At 64.2% G+C, this 18046-nt stretch carries 12 protein-coding genes; 7 read left to right on the top strand and 5 right to left on the bottom strand.

Annotated features, from left to right (window positions below):
* The first annotated feature begins 243 nt into the window (after positions 1-243).
* From ACNJX8_RS38130 to ACNJX8_RS38120, 3 genes are all read left to right on the top strand, one after another.
* The gene (locus ACNJX8_RS38130; RefSeq protein WP_439358807.1) at positions 244-3300 is read left to right on the top strand and encodes an ATP-binding protein; all 3057 of its coding nucleotides are present in this window, start codon (positions 244-246) and stop codon (positions 3298-3300) included.
* A gap of 334 nt (positions 3301-3634) precedes the next feature.
* The gene (locus ACNJX8_RS38125) at positions 3635-4852 is read left to right on the top strand and encodes an OpgC domain-containing protein (RefSeq protein WP_439358806.1); all 1218 of its coding nucleotides are present in this window, start codon (positions 3635-3637) and stop codon (positions 4850-4852) included.
* 35 nt (positions 4853-4887) lie between these two features.
* Positions 4888-5376: a DUF2059 domain-containing protein gene (locus ACNJX8_RS38120; RefSeq protein WP_439358805.1), complete on the top strand. Its 489-nt coding sequence runs from the start codon at positions 4888-4890 to the stop codon at positions 5374-5376.
* 17 nt (positions 5377-5393) lie between these two features.
* On the opposite strand, the gene ACNJX8_RS38115 is transcribed toward ACNJX8_RS38120, so the two are convergent.
* From ACNJX8_RS38115 to ACNJX8_RS38100, 4 genes are all read right to left on the bottom strand, one after another.
* Positions 5394-6506 carry an ABC transporter permease gene (locus ACNJX8_RS38115; protein WP_439358804.1) on the bottom strand — a complete coding sequence of 371 codons (1113 nt, stop codon included), beginning with the start codon at positions 6504-6506 and terminating at the stop codon, positions 5394-5396.
* Between the two features lie 2 nt (positions 6507-6508).
* Positions 6509-9283: a ribosome-associated ATPase/putative transporter RbbA gene (gene rbbA / locus ACNJX8_RS38110; RefSeq protein ID WP_439358803.1), complete on the bottom strand. Its 2775-nt coding sequence runs from the start codon at positions 9281-9283 to the stop codon at positions 6509-6511.
* Positions 9280-10347 carry an HlyD family secretion protein gene (locus ACNJX8_RS38105; protein WP_439358802.1) on the bottom strand — a complete coding sequence of 356 codons (1068 nt, stop codon included), beginning with the start codon at positions 10345-10347 and terminating at the stop codon, positions 9280-9282. The genes rbbA and ACNJX8_RS38105 overlap by 4 nt, the downstream gene beginning before the upstream one ends.
* A 248-nt stretch (positions 10348-10595) precedes the next feature.
* Complete coding sequence (locus ACNJX8_RS38100; protein ID WP_439358801.1) at positions 10596-11801, bottom strand: ABC transporter substrate-binding protein; 1206 nt, start codon at positions 11799-11801, stop codon at positions 10596-10598.
* A gap of 167 nt (positions 11802-11968) precedes the next feature.
* Here ACNJX8_RS38100 and ACNJX8_RS38095 point away from each other — a divergent pair, with 167 nt between their 5' ends.
* Entirely contained in the window at positions 11969-12736 is a 768-nt protein-coding gene (locus ACNJX8_RS38095; RefSeq protein WP_439358800.1) for a FadR/GntR family transcriptional regulator, read from the top strand.
* A 54-nt stretch (positions 12737-12790) separates the two neighbouring features.
* Complete coding sequence (locus ACNJX8_RS38090) at positions 12791-14404, top strand: acyl-CoA synthetase (protein WP_439358799.1); 1614 nt, start codon at positions 12791-12793, stop codon at positions 14402-14404.
* Positions 14405-14695: 291 nt separating this feature from the next.
* On the opposite strand, the gene ACNJX8_RS38085 is transcribed toward ACNJX8_RS38090, so the two are convergent.
* Entirely contained in the window at positions 14696-15892 is a 1197-nt protein-coding gene (locus ACNJX8_RS38085; protein WP_439358798.1) for an MFS transporter, read from the bottom strand.
* A gap of 186 nt (positions 15893-16078) precedes the next feature.
* On the opposite strand from ACNJX8_RS38085, the gene ACNJX8_RS38080 reads away from it, so the two are divergent.
* Positions 16079-16882, top strand: coding sequence for an MBL fold metallo-hydrolase (locus ACNJX8_RS38080; RefSeq protein WP_439358797.1), 804 nt, complete (start codon positions 16079-16081; stop codon positions 16880-16882).
* A gap of 136 nt (positions 16883-17018) precedes the next feature.
* Positions 17019-18035, top strand: coding sequence for an alpha/beta fold hydrolase (locus ACNJX8_RS38075; RefSeq protein WP_439358796.1), 1017 nt, complete (start codon positions 17019-17021; stop codon positions 18033-18035).
* Positions 18036-18046 lie beyond the last annotated feature (11 nt).

Genomic DNA, 18046 nt, shown 5'->3' with positions numbered 1-18046 from the left:
CTGTTTGTCAAAATCTGTAGCGGGGCAGGCCGAAAATACGCGTCACGCTGCGGCCGATCACGCAATTTTGGTGCGCAGTCACGCTACCACCCAGGAGTGTGCTTCGTCCAGAGACGCACCATTCAGTAACATCGCGTATGCCGCAGGTCCGATTGCCATGCATCCTCCTATGGGTAATGTTGGGTCGAACGCCGCGTAGGCGTTGGAGCGGGGACTGCCGGGGCAGTCGTTGAAGGCACTGGAATGCATTGTTTCGCGTGTCAGTCGGCAATTGGTCCGGGCGACAGCTGGTGCTCCAAATGCGGGGCGGCGGTCCGTCAGCGCGTCGATCCCGATAGCGAACGACGGTTTGTAACGATTCTGCGCGCCGACGTCGTCGATTCCACCGGACTCGTTGCCGAACTGGAGCCGGAGCAGGCGGTGTTGCGTCTTGAGCCGGCGCTTGCGGCGATGAGAGGCGCGGTGCGGCAGTTTGGCGGCATCGTCAGTAAAGAGTTGGGCGACGGGTTGGCCGCTGTATTCGGCGCCCCGATCGCCGACGACAACCATGCGCCCCTGGCCTGTCACGCGGCCATCGAGCTAGTCCGGCGTGTCGGCAGCCTGGGCGATCCCGGGCTTCAGGTCCGGGTCGGCCTCCACTCGGGTCATGTGGTGGCCTACATGGTCGCCAGCGAATTTTCCAAAGTCTACGAGATCGGCGGGGCCGCTCAGCATCTGGCAGCCCGGCTGGAAGCAGCGGCCGAAGCGAACCAGATCTATGTCTCGCAAGCCTGCCAGGAGCTCGCGGACGGACATGTGCGCTTTGAATTCCTGGGCCGAAAAGCGCTCCGTGGTTTTGGCGAGCCCATGCCGGTGTACCGGATCATGGGCGCGAGCGATCTATCGAGCTGGCGGGTCCGACGTGCGCGCAGCGTTTCCCGTTTCGTCGACCGCACGACGGAGAGGGCATTGCTATGGCGTGCCACGGAAAGGGTCGCCGCCAGCCGGCAGACGGTCCTGCTGACAGGTGACGCCGGCATCGGAAAGTCGCGGCTCGCGCACGAGTTTGCGCAAGATCTCCGGGCCGGCGGCTGGCGGCTGATCGATGCCGAGTGCAGCCCGAATCTCCAGGGTGCCCCGTACAGCGCCCTCAAGCGCCTGTTGCTGTCGGTCTTTGATGCAGCTGCGAGGGATCAGACCAGGACGGTCGATCCCAGAGACACGTTGCCGGTGGTGCAGCAACGAGCCATCGACGCGGTCCTGGACTTACCGATTTCCGATCCGCAATGGGACGAATTGGAGCCTCACGCCCGCGGCCGAGCGATTTCAGACGCCAGCTGCGCGATCGTCGAGAGCATCGCCCGTCGCCAGCGCACGGTCCTCCTGATCGAAGACCTGCACTGGATCGATCGGGCCAGCGACACGGTTGTGGCCACCCTTTCCGGACTGCAAAGCCCCGATTTGCTTGTGCTGCTGACGACGCGGCCCAACGGAATGCCGGTGTGGATCGCAAATTGTCACGCGGAGATCGTGGCGATGCGGCCTCTCGACGACGATTCGGGTCTGGCCATGCTCGCGGAGATGCTTGGCCCCACCACCTCGAATGCGGACCTGAAGAATCGGATCATCTCTCATACCGCCAACGTTCCGCTGTTCATCGAGGAGGTCTGCCGCAGTCTGAAGGACAGCGGCCTGCTTCTTGGCCAGTGGGGTGACCTTTCCCTTGCGCGTCCTGTGGACGAGCTCGGCATCCCCAGCAGCATTCAAGGTGTGATCGCGGCACGGCTCGATCGCGTGTCTCGACAGGAAAGGTCACTTCTTCAGATCGCCGCGGCGCTTGGACGCCGGGCCAACCAGGCCATGTTGCGGAAAGTAGCGGCCTTGCCGGAAGACGTCCTGCAGGATTGCCTCGCCGCACTCGACCGGGCCGAACTGCTGGTCAAGATCGACAGTGAGTTGGAGGATTCGCTCGAATTTCGCCACGAGATGGTCAGGCAGGTGACCTACGATTCGATGGTCGAAAAGGTGCGCGAAAGCATCCATGCCAGCATACTTGCCGCCCTTGAAGGTGACGAGGCATGGGCCGACGATCCGGATGCTCTCTGTTATCACGCGACGAGGGCGAAGGATTGGCAGAAGGCGTTTCGCCATGGCAGGAGCGCGGCCCGGAAATGTCTGGCGCGCTCGGCCTATGTCGACGCGGTCGACTATTTCGAGATCGCAATGGGGTCTCTCGACAAGACGCCGTTGACGCACGCGCGAGAGATGGACGCCATTGACCTCCGGATGGAGGCGCGTTTGGCGTTTGCCGGATCAGGGCGGGTGGCGGAGGCGTTGGACCTGGGGCGGGAAGCCGAACGACGAGCAGATGCGATCAGCGACATTGGACGCAAAGTGGCGGCCATGACCATGAGAGCGGGCGCGCAGAACTTCTACGGGACGCCGGTCGAAGCTGTCGCGATCGGCGAAGATGTTGTTCAATTGGCGGAAAGCTCGGGCAACCCCGGCTGGCGCAATCTCGCTCAATATGGTCTCGGGCAGGCCTATTTTCTTTCCGGCCGCTACCATGGCGCCGAGAAGATGCTGGCCACGGCCCGCGTCCATCTTGCGGGTCCAACAGCGAGTGCTCCTATCGGCACGACCCCACGATCTTTGCTCCTCCTGTGCTGCATGATGAACAGCATCACCCACACCGTCATGGGCGAGCACGACGTCGCCGAGCAGCTCCAACAACAAGCTTCCGCGATCGCGGACGAGACCAACCGCCCCTACGACCGCGTCGCGGCCGCCTATAGCGGCGGATGGCTGAAGCTGGGGCAGAACGATCCGGCGGCGGCCGCTTCCATCCTCGAGGACGGCTTCGTCCTCGCGCAGAAGCACGGCATCCGGCTGTTCGTGCCGGTACTCGCCTGCCATCTCGGCATGGCCTATCTGGAGCAGGGCCTGTTCGATCGGGCGCGGGGCATGCTGACCGAGGCGCGCGAGGAGGCGAAGGCGGTCGGCTATACCTCGGCGGTGCTGCGCAGCTCGATCTACCTGGCGCTGGCTACCTACCGCCTCGGCGACGCCAGGGCTGCGCAGAACATGCTGCGCGAGGCGCGCAACACGGCGCGCCAGCAGGGGTTTTCGGGCCTCGAGGCCGAGGCCCTGTTTGGCGAAGCCGTGGTGACGCCGGCGTCCAGCGCCGAAAGCAGGGCGGCCATCCTCGCAGCCCTGCGCGCCGCTATCGCGATCGCCTCCGAGAGCGGCGCGCTGCCGCTCCAGCACAAGGCCGAGGCGATGCTAGGCGAGATGCTCGCCCAAGGCGACGAGCTCACCTGAACCTTGTGCCTTCATGGGGTGGGCGTGCGATGGTACCGTCGTGCCGGTTTTTCTGCCCGACGGGTCAACTAAATATTGCAACTGATACAAAGGCTTAGCACGACGCTTCTACTGTGCATGGGGTTGTTTTTTCACTTTTTTGCAGGCGCCGTCATCGTCCAGCGCAGAGGATGGCAAGCCCGTGTCTCCCCCCGATGACAAAGTCCCTTGCGCGCGCAGCAAGGTCGGCTACCGTTGCCACTAGCCGCAGGGCCAGGTGACTTTTGGTTTTCAATTTCTAGCATCCGATTCTCCGGCGCCGCGATGGCGCGACGCCCACCGAACGAGGCGGGCCATGATTACACGGGACCAGTCGGCACTTTTGGCGCCGGTCGAGCGCGACCTGCGGCTCGATCTCTTCCGCGGCATCGGCCTGTGGATGATCTTCCTCGACCACATCCCGCACGATGTCGTGGCCTGGCTGACGCTGCGCAACTACGGCTTCAGCGACGCCGCCGAGTTCTTCGTCTTCATCTCCGGCTATCTGGTCGGCTGGATCTACGGACCGATCGTCGCGGGCGGCTGGTTTCTCGCCGCGGCCAAGCGGCTGTGGCGGCGCGCGGCCGAGCTGTATGTCGCCCACATCATGCTGTTCCTGCTGTTCACGGCGCAGATCGCGCGCACCGTACGTCGCTTCGACAATCCGATGTATGAGCACGAGTTCAACGTGTTCAACTTCCTGGCGCATCCGGACGAGCTGATCGGGCAGGCGATCCTCCTGAAATACAAGCCGGTCAATCTCGACGTGCTGCCGCTCTACATCACGCTGGTGCTCGCCTCGCCCTTCATCGTGTGGTGCCTGGTGCGCCGACCGAACCTGACGCTCGCAGGCTCCGTCGTGCTCTACGTGCTGTCGCGCTGGTTCGATTGGAATATCGCCTCCTATCCGCCCGGCACGACCTGGTACTTCAATCCGTTCTGCTGGCAGCTGATGTTCGTGTTCGCGGCCTGGTGCGGCATCGGCCAGATCGACAAGATCGCGACATGGGTGTGGTCGAAGGCGGCGATGGGGCTGGCCGCAGTCTGGCTGATCTTCGCGCTGCTGATCGTGATGACCTGGCACGTCCCTGCGCTCGAGGCGCTGATCCCGAAATCGATGATCAAGGCGATCTACCCGATCGACAAGACCGATCTCGACATGCTGCGCTTCACGCATTTCCTGGCGCTGGCGATCTGGGTGACTCATTTCCTCTCGCGCAAATGGCGGGCGCTGCATTCAACATGGCTGCGGCCTATCATCCTCTGCGGCCAGCATTCGCTGCCGATCTTCTGCCTCGGTGTGTTCCTGTCGTTCTCGGCGCACTGGATCCTGACGCAATACACCAAGGGCGTCTGGGAGCAGCTCGCCGTCTCCATCGTCGGCATCGTCATCATGGTCGGCGCGGCCTGGCTGCTCGGCCGGGCCGAGCGCGTGCCGAACCTGTTCGTGAAGGTGACGGAGGTCGAGGAGGCCGACACCGCATTGGACAACGCGCCGGCCGTGAGCGCTGCCGCCGCGCCTGCGAGCCGCTGAACGCACCGCGCCGCCTGCATTCTCACGGAGGGTCCATGTCCAGACGTTTGTCGACAATCGCCGGCATCTTCCTGCTCCTCGTCTGCGGGGCGTCGGCCCAGGCGCCGTCACCCGAGGCGATGACCGCAGCGCGCAAGCTCGTGGTCACCTTGAAGATCGCGGATCAGTATCGCACGCTGCTGCCGCAGCTCCTGCTCAAGCTGAGGCCCGTGGTCGCCCAGGACAGGCCGGAGATCGAGCGCGACTATGACGCGATGACGGCCCCTGGCTCCGAGATCTACGCCCCGTTCCTGGCATCGATCATCGACCAGGTCGCCGCGCTCTATGCCGCGAGCTTCACGGTGGACGAGCTGCGCCTGATCGAGGCGTTCTATGCCCAGCCGGCAGGGCAGAAATTCCTGGCGAAGTCGGACGCGCTGGCGCAGGCTGGCGCCCAGATCGGCCAGGACGTCAGCCTGAAGGCCGCCGACGAATTGAAGCAGCGCCTGATCGAGGCGCTGCGCCAGAAGGGCCACAAGCTCTGAAACCGCGCGACTGCGGGCTAGGCCAGAAACGCGCGGAAACGCCGCAGCGCGATCACGAACAAGATGCCGCCGATCAGCGTGAGCGCGACGAGTTGCGGCCACACCGCCTCGAGGCCGGCGCCGCGGAACAGGATCGCCTGCGCGAGCATCACGAAATGCGTGTTGGGCGCCGCCAGCATGATGTCCTGGACGAATTGCGGCATGCTTTCCCGCGGCGTCATGCTGCCTGAAAGCGTCTGTAGCGGCAGCAGGATCATGATCAGCAGCAGCCCGAACTGCGGCATCGATCCGGCGACCGTGGCCAGGAAGATGCCCATGCTGGTGGTGGCGAACAGCTGCAGCGCCGCGCCGAGCAGGAACAGCGCCAGCGAGCCGTCGATCGTGACCGCCAGCCATCCCTTCACCACGAAGCCGATCGACAGGGCGGAGGCAACCAGCACCACCGCTCCCATCGACCAGACCTTGCTCACCATGATCTCCAAGGGGGTAACCGGCATCACCAGGAGGTGCTCGATCGTGCCGTGCTCGCGCTCACGGATCAGCGCTGCGCCGGTGAGGATGATCGAGAGCATGGTGATCGAGGTGATGACCTGGTCGATGGCGCCGAACCATGACTTTTTCAGCTCGGGGTTGAAGCGCGCCCGCAGCGCCAGCTCGATCGGCGGCGTCTGCGCATCGCGGGTGTGTGCCAGAAACTCCGCGACCTCCGCGCTGACGATCTGCTCGACATAGCCGCCGCCGTTGAAGGCTTGCGAGATTCGCGTGGCGTCGACGTTGAGCTGGATGGCTGGCGACTTCCGCGCCAGTAGATCGCGCTGGAAGTCCGGCGGGATGTCCAGCGCGAAGGTGTCGAGGCCGGCATCCATCCTCCGGTCCATCTCGTATTGCGAGATCAGGCGCGGCTTGGAGAAATAGGGCGCGGTGAACGCCATCTCGATGCGGGTCGAGACTGGCGAATGATCCTCGTCGACGATGGCGATTGCGGCGCGGTTCAGGGTCTCCGGCAGCGCTCTTGCTCCGGCATAGACCGCCAGCGTGAAGGAATAGACGATGAGTACGAGCAGCATGGGGTCACGCACCAGGCCGCGCAATTCCTTGATGCCGAGCTGGAGCACGTTGTCAAAGCGCATGGTCAGCGGGCCTGTTTCTTCAGCAGCATGGCCCCGGCCGCCACCAGCAGCGGAACCGTGACGGCGAGCGCCAGGAGATCGTTGTGAAGGGTGTCGAACCCCAGGCCCTTGGAGAAGGTGCCCCGCGAGATCGTGACGAAATAGGCGGTAGGATAGAGTCGCCCGACCAGGGCGCCGAAGCCCTGGAGCGATGAAACGGGATCGATCAGCCCGGAATATTGGATGGCCGGGATCAGCGTGATCAGGACCGTGCCGAACAGGGCCGCGATCTGGCTTTTCATGAAGGCCGAGATCACGAGCCCCAGGCCTGTTGTGGCCGTGACATAGAGCAGGGCGGCGAGCGCATAGGTCGCAAAGCTGCCGGTGAAGGGCACGCCGAAAACGGCGAGCGCAAAGCCGACGAGCAGGAGGAAGTTGCCGAATGCCAGCAGCACGTAAGGCAGCTGCGTGCCGAGCAGGAATTCCAGCCGCGTCACCGGCGTCACATAGAAATTGACGATCGAGCCGAGCTCCTTCTCGCGCACGACCGCGAGCGCCGCCAGCACCGCCGGAATCATGACCAGCAGCAGCGGAATGATCCCGGGTGCCATGGCGACGACGCTTCTGACGTCTGGATTGTAGCGATAGCGCAGCTGGAGCTGGTAGGAGCCGGCGATCGTCGCCTCGCCATAGAGTTCGCGGCCCTTCTGTGCCAGCCAGGTGGCGTGAATCGCTTGGGCGTAGGAGCGCAGCGTCTCGGCGCGAGTCGGGTTGGCGCCGTCGACCCAGGCGCCGATCTCGACACGGTGGCCGCGGCTGACGTCGCGGCCGAAGCCGGGCGGCAATTCGATGGCGAGGCCAATCTCGCCGGCGCGCATGCGGCGGTCGAGGTCGGCATAGTCGCTGATCGGTGGCTTTTGGGTGAAGTAGCGCGATCCCGCGATCTGAAGGCTGTAGTCGCGGCTGATGGCGCTGTCGTCGCGGTCGAGCACGGCGAAGGTCAGGTTTTCGACGTCCAAGCTGATGCCGTAGCCGAGCACGAACAGCAGCAGCACGCTGCCGAGGATCGCGAGCGTGGCGCGGATCGGATCGCGCCGCAGCTCGAGCGCTTCGCGCCGGGAATAGGCGAGCATGCGGGTCGGATTGAATGTCGCACCGCGATTGCGCGGGAGCGCCGTGGTCGTCGCCGCCGGCACGGGCGATGTAAGTGCCGGCCGGCCGGCTGAGTCCCGGGATTCGGCGATCGCGTCCTCCAGACAGGCGATGAAAGCCTGCTCCAGCGTATCGGTGCCGCGCGCGGCCACGATCGCAGCGGGCGTGTCCGACGTCAGCACCTTGCCCGCATGCATCAGCGAGATTCGATCGCAGCGCTCGGCCTCGTTCATGAAGTGGGTCGAGACGAAAATCGTAACGTTATCCTCGCGGGAGAGCTCGGCGAGGATCTTCCAGAAGCGGTCCCGGGCAACCGGATCGACGCCAGAGGTCGGCTCGTCGAGGATGAGGATATCGGGCGCATGGATCATGGCGACCGCCAGTGACAGCCGCTGCCGCAAGCCGAGCGGCAGCGCATCGGGCAGAGTATCGGCGACATCGGCGAGATCGAACCGGACGATCATCTCGTCGATGCGCGCGGCAATAGTGTCCGCCGGCAGCTCGAACAGCCGCGCATGCAGGTCGAGGTTTTGGGTGACCGTCAGCTCCGAATAGAGCGAAAAGCCCTGCGACATGTAGCCGATGCGCCGCCGCACCGACATGTCGCGGGCATCGATCGCCTTGCCGAACAGCCGCGCGGTGCCTTCGCTGACGGGCAAGAGGCCGGTGAGCATCTTCATTGTCGTGGTCTTGCCGCACCCGTTCGAGCCGAGAAAGCCGAAGATCTCGCCCTTCCTGATGCGGAAGCTGACGTCGTCTACGGCGACGAAGTCGTTGAACCGCCGGGTCAGGTGATCGGCCTCGATCGCGATCTCGTCATGGCCCTCGTTGCGTGGAGGGATGACGACACTGGTATGATGGTCGCGATCTGCCTCCGGCAACAGACGGATGAACGCGTCGTCGAGCGTGTCGGCGCCGGTCCGCCGCTTCAGCGCGACCGGGGTTCCCGTCGCCAGCACGCGGCCGGCGTTCATCGCGACCAGGACGTCGAATTGCGCGGCTTCTTCCATATAGGCGGTCGAGACGATCACGCTCATGCCAGGCCGGCTGTCGCGGATCGAGGCGATCAGTTCCCAGAATTGACGTCGAGACAAGGGATCGACGCCCGTGGTCGGCTCGTCCAGGATCAGAAGCTCGGGATCGTGAATCAGAGCGCAGCACAGGCCCACCTTCTGCTTCATGCCGCCGGAGAGCTTTGCGGCGGGTCGGTCGGCGAAGGCGGTGAGCCCGGTATCGCGCAGCAGGCCGGCGATCCGTCTACTTCGTTCCGCCTTGTCGTGTCCGAACAGGCGGCCGAAGAAGTCGATGTTCTCGAACACCGACAGCGTTGGATAAAGATTCTTGCCGAGACCCTGCGGCATATAAGCGATGTCGGGGCAGACCGTGCGGCGATGCCGTGAGCTCGCCATGTCGCCGCCGAGCACATCGATGCGCCCTTCCTGGATCGCACGCGCGCCCGCGATCAGGGCGAGCAGGCTCGATTTGCCGACGCCGTCGGGGCCGATCAGTCCGACCATGCAGCCGGACGGCAGGTCGAGCGTAATGGCATCGAGCGCCCGGGTCTTACCGTAGTTCAGGCCCACGCCGTCCAGATGCACCACGCTGCCGACGGCAGCCAATGCATCGGCTGTGGCAATCGCGCTCATCGGGTCAGCTTGATCTTGAGATTGTCGGGCCATTGCGCGGCCGGATCGAACTGCACATAGGCCATCCCGGGCAGGCCGGTCTTCACATGCTCGATGTGCTGGCGCAGCAGCTCGGGCGCGATATGCGCCTTGATCCGGAACATCAGCTTCTGACGCTCCTCCTCGGTCTCGACCGTCTTGGGCGTGAATTGCGCGACGTCAGCGACGAAGGTGGCTCTTGCGGGGATCACATATTGCGGGATGGCATCGAGCACGAGACGAACGTCGGCGCCGATCGCGACGCGGCCGGCCTGCGCCGTAGGTAGGAAGAATGTCATGTAGACGTCGCCGAGATCGACCATGTTGAGGACGCGGCCGCCGGCCGCGAGCACCTCGCCGGGCTGCGACACGCGATACTGCACGCGGCCGTCGCGCGGTGCCTTCAGCACGCTATCATTGATATCGGCGTTGATGCTCTCGATCGCGGCCTTTGCCGCGTCGACCGCGGCTCCTGCATCGATCACCATGGCGCGGGCGGAGCTGATCGCGGCCTCGGATGCTGCGACCTGGGCCTTCGAAGCGGCAAGCGCCGCCTTCGCCGTGGCGTTGGCAGAGCGGTCGTCATCCAGCACCTGCTGCGACACTGCACTTGTCCTGATCAGCTGCTCGGAGCGATCGAGCTTGCGGCTCGTGGTGTCGAGCTGCGCGACGCGCTGGTCGACAACGGCCTCAGCAGCCTCGCGTTCGGCCTCGCGCTGGTTGACGAGGCTCTTCGCGGTCTCGACGTTGATTGACGCGCGCTGGAGCTGCGCTTCGGCCTGGCGACGCTGGGCCTGCAATTGCTCGGTGTCCATCCGCGCCAGAACCTGGCCCGCGGTCACGAAGTCGCCTTCGTTGACCAGGATCTCGCGGATTCGTCCCGGCGTCTTGGTGGCGATGTCGATCTCCACCGCCTCGATACGGCCATTGCCTCGGGCGAAACCCGCGGGAAGTGCATTGGTATCGCGGTGCTGCCAGTAGAAATAGCCGCCGCCCGCAAGGAGGATGGTGATCGCGGCAATGACGCGGCCGGAAGTGAAGTTCATCAGTCCACCACGCCGCGCAGCGGCGCCCACATGTTGAGACACGAACGCCCCACCACTGATCACGCAGAAGGGCCGGCTCAACATGCAGCGATTTTTGCATCGCAACTTGATGCAGATCAGACGGCAACGAGGTGTGCCTGTCCCTATTTTGGGCAGCTCGTCGCCGCGGCCCGCCCGCCTTGGCTGATCAGGCGGACGGCAAGCCTAGCTGAACAGATGTCGTCGGCCCACAAGTGAGCCGTGCCGCCTCACTTCACCAGCGGACAGCCACCATCTTTCAACGGCCGGAACGCCTGGTCGGCGGATACCTCGGCGAGCAGCTTGTAGTAATCCCACGGCCCCTTCGATTCCTCGGGCTTCTTCACCTGGAACAGGTACATGCTGTGCACCATGCGGCCGTCCTCACGCAGCACGCCGTTGTCGGTGAAGGCGTCACGCACCGGCAGCTCGCGCATCTTGGCCATCACCGTCTTGGTGTCCTTCGTGCCCGCGGCCTGCACGGCCTTGAGGTAATGCAGCGTGGCGCTGTAGGTCGCGGCCTGGTTCATCGTCGGCATGCGCTTGACGCGCTCCAGGAAGCGCTTGCCGAAGGCGCGGGTCTTGTCGTTGAGGTCCCAGTAATAGGCTTCGGTGACGATCAAGCCCTGCGCGAGCTTGAGGCCAAGGCTGTGCACGTCGGAGATGAACATCACGATCGCAGCGAGGTTCTGGCCGCCGGCGACGATGCCGAACTCGCCGGCCTGCTTGATCGCGTTGATGGTGTCGCCGCCGCCGTTGGCGAGCCCGATGATCTTGGCCTTGGAGGCCTGGGCCTGGAGCAGGAATGACGAGAAGTCCGCCGTGTTGAGCGGATGCTTGACGCTGCCGAGCACCTTGCCGCCGGCCGACTTGACCACGTCGCTGGTGTCGCGCTCGACCGAATGGCCGAACAGGTAGTCGGCGGTGAGGAAGAACCAGGTATCTCCGCCGTTCTTGACGATGGCGCTGCCGACGGTATGCGCGTTGGCGTAGGTGTCGTAGGTCCAGTGCGCGGTGTAGGGCGAGCAGGATTTTCCGGTGATGTCGGAGCTGGCCGCGTCCGTCACGATCATGATCTTCTCGTACTGCTTCGACAGCTCCATCACCGCGAGCGCGGTCGCCGAGGTCGGCAGGTCGATGATCATGTCGACGCCCTCGGTCTCCCACCATTTGCGGGCGATGGTGGAGGCAACGTCAGGCTTGTTGAGCACGTCGGCCGAGACCATGTCGATCGGCTTGCCGAACATCTGGCCGCCAAAATCCTCGATCGCCATCTTGGTCGCCTCGACATTCCCAATGCCGCCGATGTCGGAATAGACGGAGGAGAAGTCGGAGAGCACGCCGATCTTGAGCGGTGCTTGCTGGGCGGAGGTGGGAGAGATCAGCACAGCCGACAGCAGGCCGGCCGCAGACATGAGGGCTGTGATAGGTCTCATGGATAACGTTTCCTCTTGTATGGGGGACTATCCTGTCCCTTTGTCCGACAAAGTTAAAGGTGGGTTCCTGCGGAGTCAATTTGCTCCGTGTGCGGCTTCAATGATGTAGTTTGACGCACCCAGGGGAAGCCATATAGTTTGTCGGACAATCGACATTGGAGGCCGTCTTGCCTGTCGCGCCGCTCTTTCGTCCGATCGATGTCGCGCCGGCCTATCAGAAGGTCGCCGACGCCATCGAACGCGAGATCGTCAATGGCCGCATCAAGCCGGGCGATCCCATCGGCACCGAGCACGATCTCGTCCGCCAGTTTGGGGTCAACCGCTCGACCATTCGCGAGGGCATCCGTGTGCTGGAGGAGGGCGGGCTGATCCGGCGCGACTCCTCGCGCCGCCTGCACGCCTGTCTGCCGCGCTACAGCAAGCTGGCAAGCCGGCTCAGCCGCGCCCTGGTCCTGCATGAGGTCACCTTCCGCGAGCTCTACGAGGCGTCGATGACGCTGGAAGTCGCCAGCATCGAAGGCGCAGTGGAGCGAGCGACGGAAGACAACATCGCCGAGCTCACCGACAATCTCGCGCGCAGCGAGGCCGTGGTCGGTGATCCCGCGATGCTCGCCGAATGCGATGCCGAATTCCACGTGCTGGTTGCCAAGGCCTCGCAGAACCGGGTGCTACAGCTCGCCCGCGAGCCGGCCGCGCAATTGTTCTATCCGACCACTGAGATGATCGTGACCGGCGTGGCCGAAGGCGGGCCGCGTCTCGTCGTCGCGCATCGCCATCTGATCGACGCGATCCGCCGCCGCGACCGCGAGGCCGGCGTGCTGTGGACGCGCCGGCACTTGCAGGACTGGCGCCGCGGCTTCGAAAAAATCGCTTCGCTCGATCGCTCGGTCGAGCACATGTACATGGAGCACGCGCAGGCGGCCCGGCGCAGGTAGCGCCCGTGGAATTCAAACGGCTTCAACAAACAAAGATAATCCTTGGAGGAACACATGACCGGCGACACCGCAGCCACCATCTCGAAAGCGCGCGAGCATTCCATCGGCGATCTCCTGCGCCGCTCGGCGAGCCGGGAGCCGAACAAGCTCGCGGTGAGCTGCGGCGATGTCAGCTGGAGCTTTGCCGAGATGGACGCGATCTGCAACCGGCTCGGCCGCGGCCTGCTCGGCCTCGGCATCAAGAAAGGCGACCGTCTTGCGGTGCTCTCGCGCAATTCACACGCCTTCGCGGCGCTGCGCTTTGCAGCGGCACGGATCGGCGCGGTGCTGGTGCCGATCAACTTCATGCTCAATCCGGACGAGATCAATTTCATCCTGAAGAGCTCGGGGGCAAAGCTGCTTGCGACCGGTCCTGATTTCGTCGAGCCGGCGCGCGCGGCCAGCGGCAAGGATTGCGCCGTCGAGAAGCTGATCTGGTTGCCGGGCGAGGATCCCGCCACGGCATCTTCGGGCCTCACCACCTTCGATGATCTCTTGCATGCCGACGGCTCGTTCCCGGACGTGTCCGTCGACTGCCGTGATCTCGCACAGATCGTCTACACCAGCGGCACGGAGTCGCTGCCCAAGGGCGCGATGCTGACCCATGAAGCCGTGATGTGGCAGTATGTCAGCTGCATCATCGACGGTGGCATGAGCGTGGACGACAAGTTCCTGCACGCATTGCCGCTGTATCACTGCGCCCAGCTCGACGTCTTTCTGGGGCCGCAAATCTATCTCGGCGCTTCCGGCGTGATCACGGGCAAGCCGACCGCCGACAACATCCTGGCGTTGATCCAGGCGCACAGGATCACCTCGTTCTTCGCGCCGCCGACGATCTGGATCGCGATGCTGCGCTCGCCGAATTTTGACAAGACCGATCTGTCGACCTTGCAGAAAGGCTATTATGGCGCTTCGATCATGCCTGTGGAGGTGCTGCTCGAGCTGCAACGCCGTCTGCCCAACGTCAAATTCTGGAATTTCTACGGCCAGACCGAGATCGCTCCGCTCGCGACCGTGCTGCGCCCCGAGGACCAGCTGCGCAAGGCCGGCTCGGCCGGCAAGCCGGTGCTCAACGTCGAGACGCGCGTGGTCAACACCGCGATGGAGGACGTCAAGGTTGGTGAGGTCGGCGAGATCGTGCACCGCTCGCCGCATCTGTTGTCCGGCTATTACAACGATCCCGTGAAGACCGCGGCGGCATTTTCCGGCGGCTGGTTTCACTCGGGCGACCTCGCCACCGTCGACGACGAAGGCCACATCACCGTGGTCGATCGCGTCAAGGACATGATCAAGACCGGCGGCGAGAACGTCGCAAGTCGTGAGGTCGAGGAGATGGTCTACCGCATCCCCGCCGTCTCCGAGGTCGCCGTGGTCGGCCTGCCCGATCCGCGCTGGATCGAGGCGGTGACCGCGATCATCGTGGTCAAGAGCGGCGAGACGCTGGACGAAGAATCCGTCATCAAGCATTGCGCCGGCCAGATGGCGCATTTCAAGGTGCCCAAGCGCGTCATCTTTGTTGATAGCCTGCCGAAGAATCCGAGCGGCAAGCTGCTCAAGCGAGAATTGCGTCAGCGCTTCGTCGGCGGCGAGACGCTCGACAAGGCGATCCAGAAGAATTTTGGAACGTGAACGCGCTTTTCGCCTCTCCCGCGCCTGTCCCGCCGAAGCTTTAGCGAAGGCGGATGCGGGCGAGGTCTCCGCGAGTCCCTCCCGTAGGTTTGAAATAAGTCGGCATCCACATCGTCATTGCGAGCGCAGCGAAGCAATCCAGAGTCTTCCCGCGGTGGCAGTCTGGATTGCTTCGCTGCGCTCGCAATGACGGGAGGAGGAAACTGCGCGAGTCCCTCTAGCACCATTTCCACGGACGCGGCCCGTCACCCCGGCCCTCTCCCCGTGCAGGGCAAGGAGAGGGGGAAGAACTCAATATTTCTTCACCGCCGCCCCGAAGGCCAGCCACAGCGCCATCGAGACCAGCCCGAAACCGCCGAGCAGCAGGAAGGTCGGGCCGTAGCCGACCCATTGCGCGATCCAGCCGCCGAGCGCGGGACTGAGGCTCGCGCCGACGCCCTGCACCGTGATCACGGCGCCCTGGCCGAGATTGATGCGGCCGGTGCCGTTGAGCGAGCGCGCGACCATGCCGGGGACGGCAACCGTCTGGAGCCCGGTGCCGATGCCGTCGAGCACCTGCATCGGTACGACGCCCCACCATCCCGTGACGAAGAAGGCAAGCACGCCGCGGATGGGCAGGAACATGAAGGAGATCAGGATCACTGGCCAGTAATTGCGCTTGCTCGCGACCTTCATCGCGATCAGCGAGGTCACGATCATCACGCCCTGCGCGATCACGATAGTGGTCGCGACGAAGCTCGGGCCATTGGCCTGGGCGTCGGCCACCGCCGCAAGTCCGTAGAGTGGCACGATCGCGGCATTGCCGAGATGGAAAAGGGCGAGCGCGAGTGCCAGCACGAGCAGCGGCTTGTGCTTGAGCAACATCGTCATCGCATCCGGCGGAGCTTTGGAGTCATCCTCCTTGCTGCCGCGCGAGGCGCGATCGTCGATCGCCTTGGCGGGGATCATCAGCACGCAGGCGATCGCGATGGCGCCGAATATGGCCGCCAGCCCGAAAACGGCAAAATAGCCAAGCCTGTAGCCAAGATAGCCCGACAGCGCGGCGCCGACCATGTTGCCGGCGTGATTGTACGCCTGGTTGCGGCCATTGAGTGCGTTGAAGCCCTTCTGCTTGGCGATGCCGAGCGTGATGCCGGTCACCGCTGGCACGATCGCGGCACTCGCCAGCGATTGTGCGACCTGGGAAAAGGTGACGGCCCAGAAGTTTTGCGAGATCAGGATGATTGCAGATGCCAGCACCACGCAGATGCCGGGAATGACGACCCACATGCGCTTATTGCGGCTGGAATCGATGAAGCCGCCGATCGGCGTCGTGACCAGCATGCCCGCGACATTGCCGACCGTCATCGCGGTGCCGATCAATCCGCTCGCCCAGCCGCGCTCCTGCAGGAAGACGCCGACGAACGGCCCGATGCCCGACTGCATGTCGGCCATGAAGAAGTTGAGCGCGAACAGGGGCCATATACGAGGTGAAGGGCGCGATGTCATCGAGACGCTGAACGCAATGCTGCCGATCGACTGAGATCTCGCATGAGGCGGAGACTGCGGGCCCATAGGTGCCCGGGCGGACCAGAACCCAACCTGCACGCATCGCGTTGGTTCCGATCGTCCTTGTGATCGCAGGGCCCGCGACGTCATGTCATACTTGCGACGGTCTCAATCAGGATAACGGCCATGCCACTCTGGACCTGCGAAACCTGCGGCGCGCAATTTCCGGACAGCGGACATCCGCCCGCATCCTGTCCGATCTGCGAGGACGAACGGCAGTATGTGGGCTGGAACGGGCAGATCTTCCTGACGCGGGAGACGCTGGCAGAGCGCCACCGCGTCGCCTGGCGCGACGATCTCGGCCTGACCGGCCTCTCGCTCGAGCCGAGCTTCGCCATCGGCCAGCGCGCGCTGCTGGTGCCGCTCAGCGAGGGCTGCTTGATGTGGGACTGCGTACCGATGGCAACACCAGAGGCGATTGCGCATGTGCGTTCGCTCGGCGGACTGAAGGCGATCGCAATCTCGCATCCGCATTATTATGGTGCGCTTGCCGACTGGAGCGAGGCGTTCGGCGGCGTGCCGGTCTATCTGCACGCAGATGATCGCCAATGGGTGACGCGGCCACATGCATCGATCGTGCACTGGGCTGGCGATCACCATCGCATCTCCGACGACGTGCTTTTGCTGCGCACTGGCGGTCATTTCGCCGGCGCCACCGTGCTGCACTGGCGGCTCGGTGCGGACGGCACGGGCGCGCTGCTCACCGGCGATATCGCGCAGGTGACGATGGATCGCCGCTTCGTCAGCTTCATGTATTCCTACCCCAACTACACGCCGCTCAACGCCGCCGCAGTGCGGCGGATCGCGGCGGCGGTTGAGCCGCTCGCTTTCGATCGCATCTATGGTGCCTGGTGGGACCGCAACATCGCCGCAGGTGCCAAGGCCGCGTTTGAGGCGTCGGTCGCGCGTTATCTGGCGGCCATCTCCTGAGCCACATGTCGGTTCGGGAGCGCTTGCTACGCCTGAATAACTGTACTATAAGTACATTATTGAGCGCGGGTTTCGGCATGATCGATGCATCGCCAAACGCCGCGCGCCTTGCAGTGCCTGAGCGGGAGTTGGGTCCATGACGGCGCAACGCGACTACGAGATATTCGAGGCCGGCGACGTCACGCTCCAGTCCGGCACCGTCTTTCCCGCGCTGAAGCTCGCCTACAAGACCTGTGGAACGCTGAGCCCGGCCAGGGACAACGTCATCCTCTATCCGACCTCGTTCAGCGCGCAGCACGTCGACACCGAATGGCTAATCGGGCCCGACGGCGTGCTCGATCCCACCCGCTACTTCATCATCATCCCGAACCTGTTCGGCAACGGCCTGTCGTCATCGCCGTCGAATACGGCCGGGCCGTTCCCGAAGGTGACCTATCACGACGCGATCGCGGTCCAGCACCGGCTGCTCACCGAACATTTCGGCATCTCGACGCTCGCGCTGGTCTATGGCTGGTCGATGGGCGGCATGCAGGCCTATCATTGGGCGGCTCTGCATCCTGATATGGTCGAGCGCGCAGCGATCGTCTGCGGCAGCGCGCGCTGCGCGCCTTACAATCATGTCTTTCTCGAAGGCGTGAAGGCCGCCCTGACCGCCGATCCCGCCTTCCGCGATGGCCGCTTCGTCGAAAAGCCCGCTGCCGGCTACCGCGCGATGGGACGCGTCTATGCCGGCTGGGCGATGTCGCACGGCTTCTATCGCGACGAGATTTGGCGCGAAGCCGGTTTCACCTCGCTGGAGGATTATCTCGTCCGTGGTTGGGATGCGGCCTTTGCGCGGCGCGATGCCAATGACCTCCTGGCGCAAATCGAGATCTGGCAGAGTGGCGACGTCAGCCGCTGCGCCGCATTCGATGGCGATTTCGACCGCGCGCTCGCCGCGATCAAGGCCCACATGCTGCTGATGCCGGGTGCGACCGATCGCTATTTCGACGTCCGCGACAACGAGGACGAGCTCGGCCGGTTGGCCAGCGCAAAATCCGCGGTGTTGCATCCGATCCCGTCGCAGCACGGCCATCGCGCCGGCAACCCCGTGAGCAATCCGCGTGATCAGGCTTTCATCAAGGCCGAGATCGCAGCGCTTCTCAGCAGATAGGCAGGCATTCG

The organism is Bradyrhizobium sp. SPXBL-04 (genome assembly GCF_051853035.1).
GTDB lineage: Bacteria > Pseudomonadota > Alphaproteobacteria > Rhizobiales > Xanthobacteraceae > Bradyrhizobium > Bradyrhizobium zhanjiangense.
This window is presented reverse-complemented; position numbering and strand designations above follow the sequence as displayed.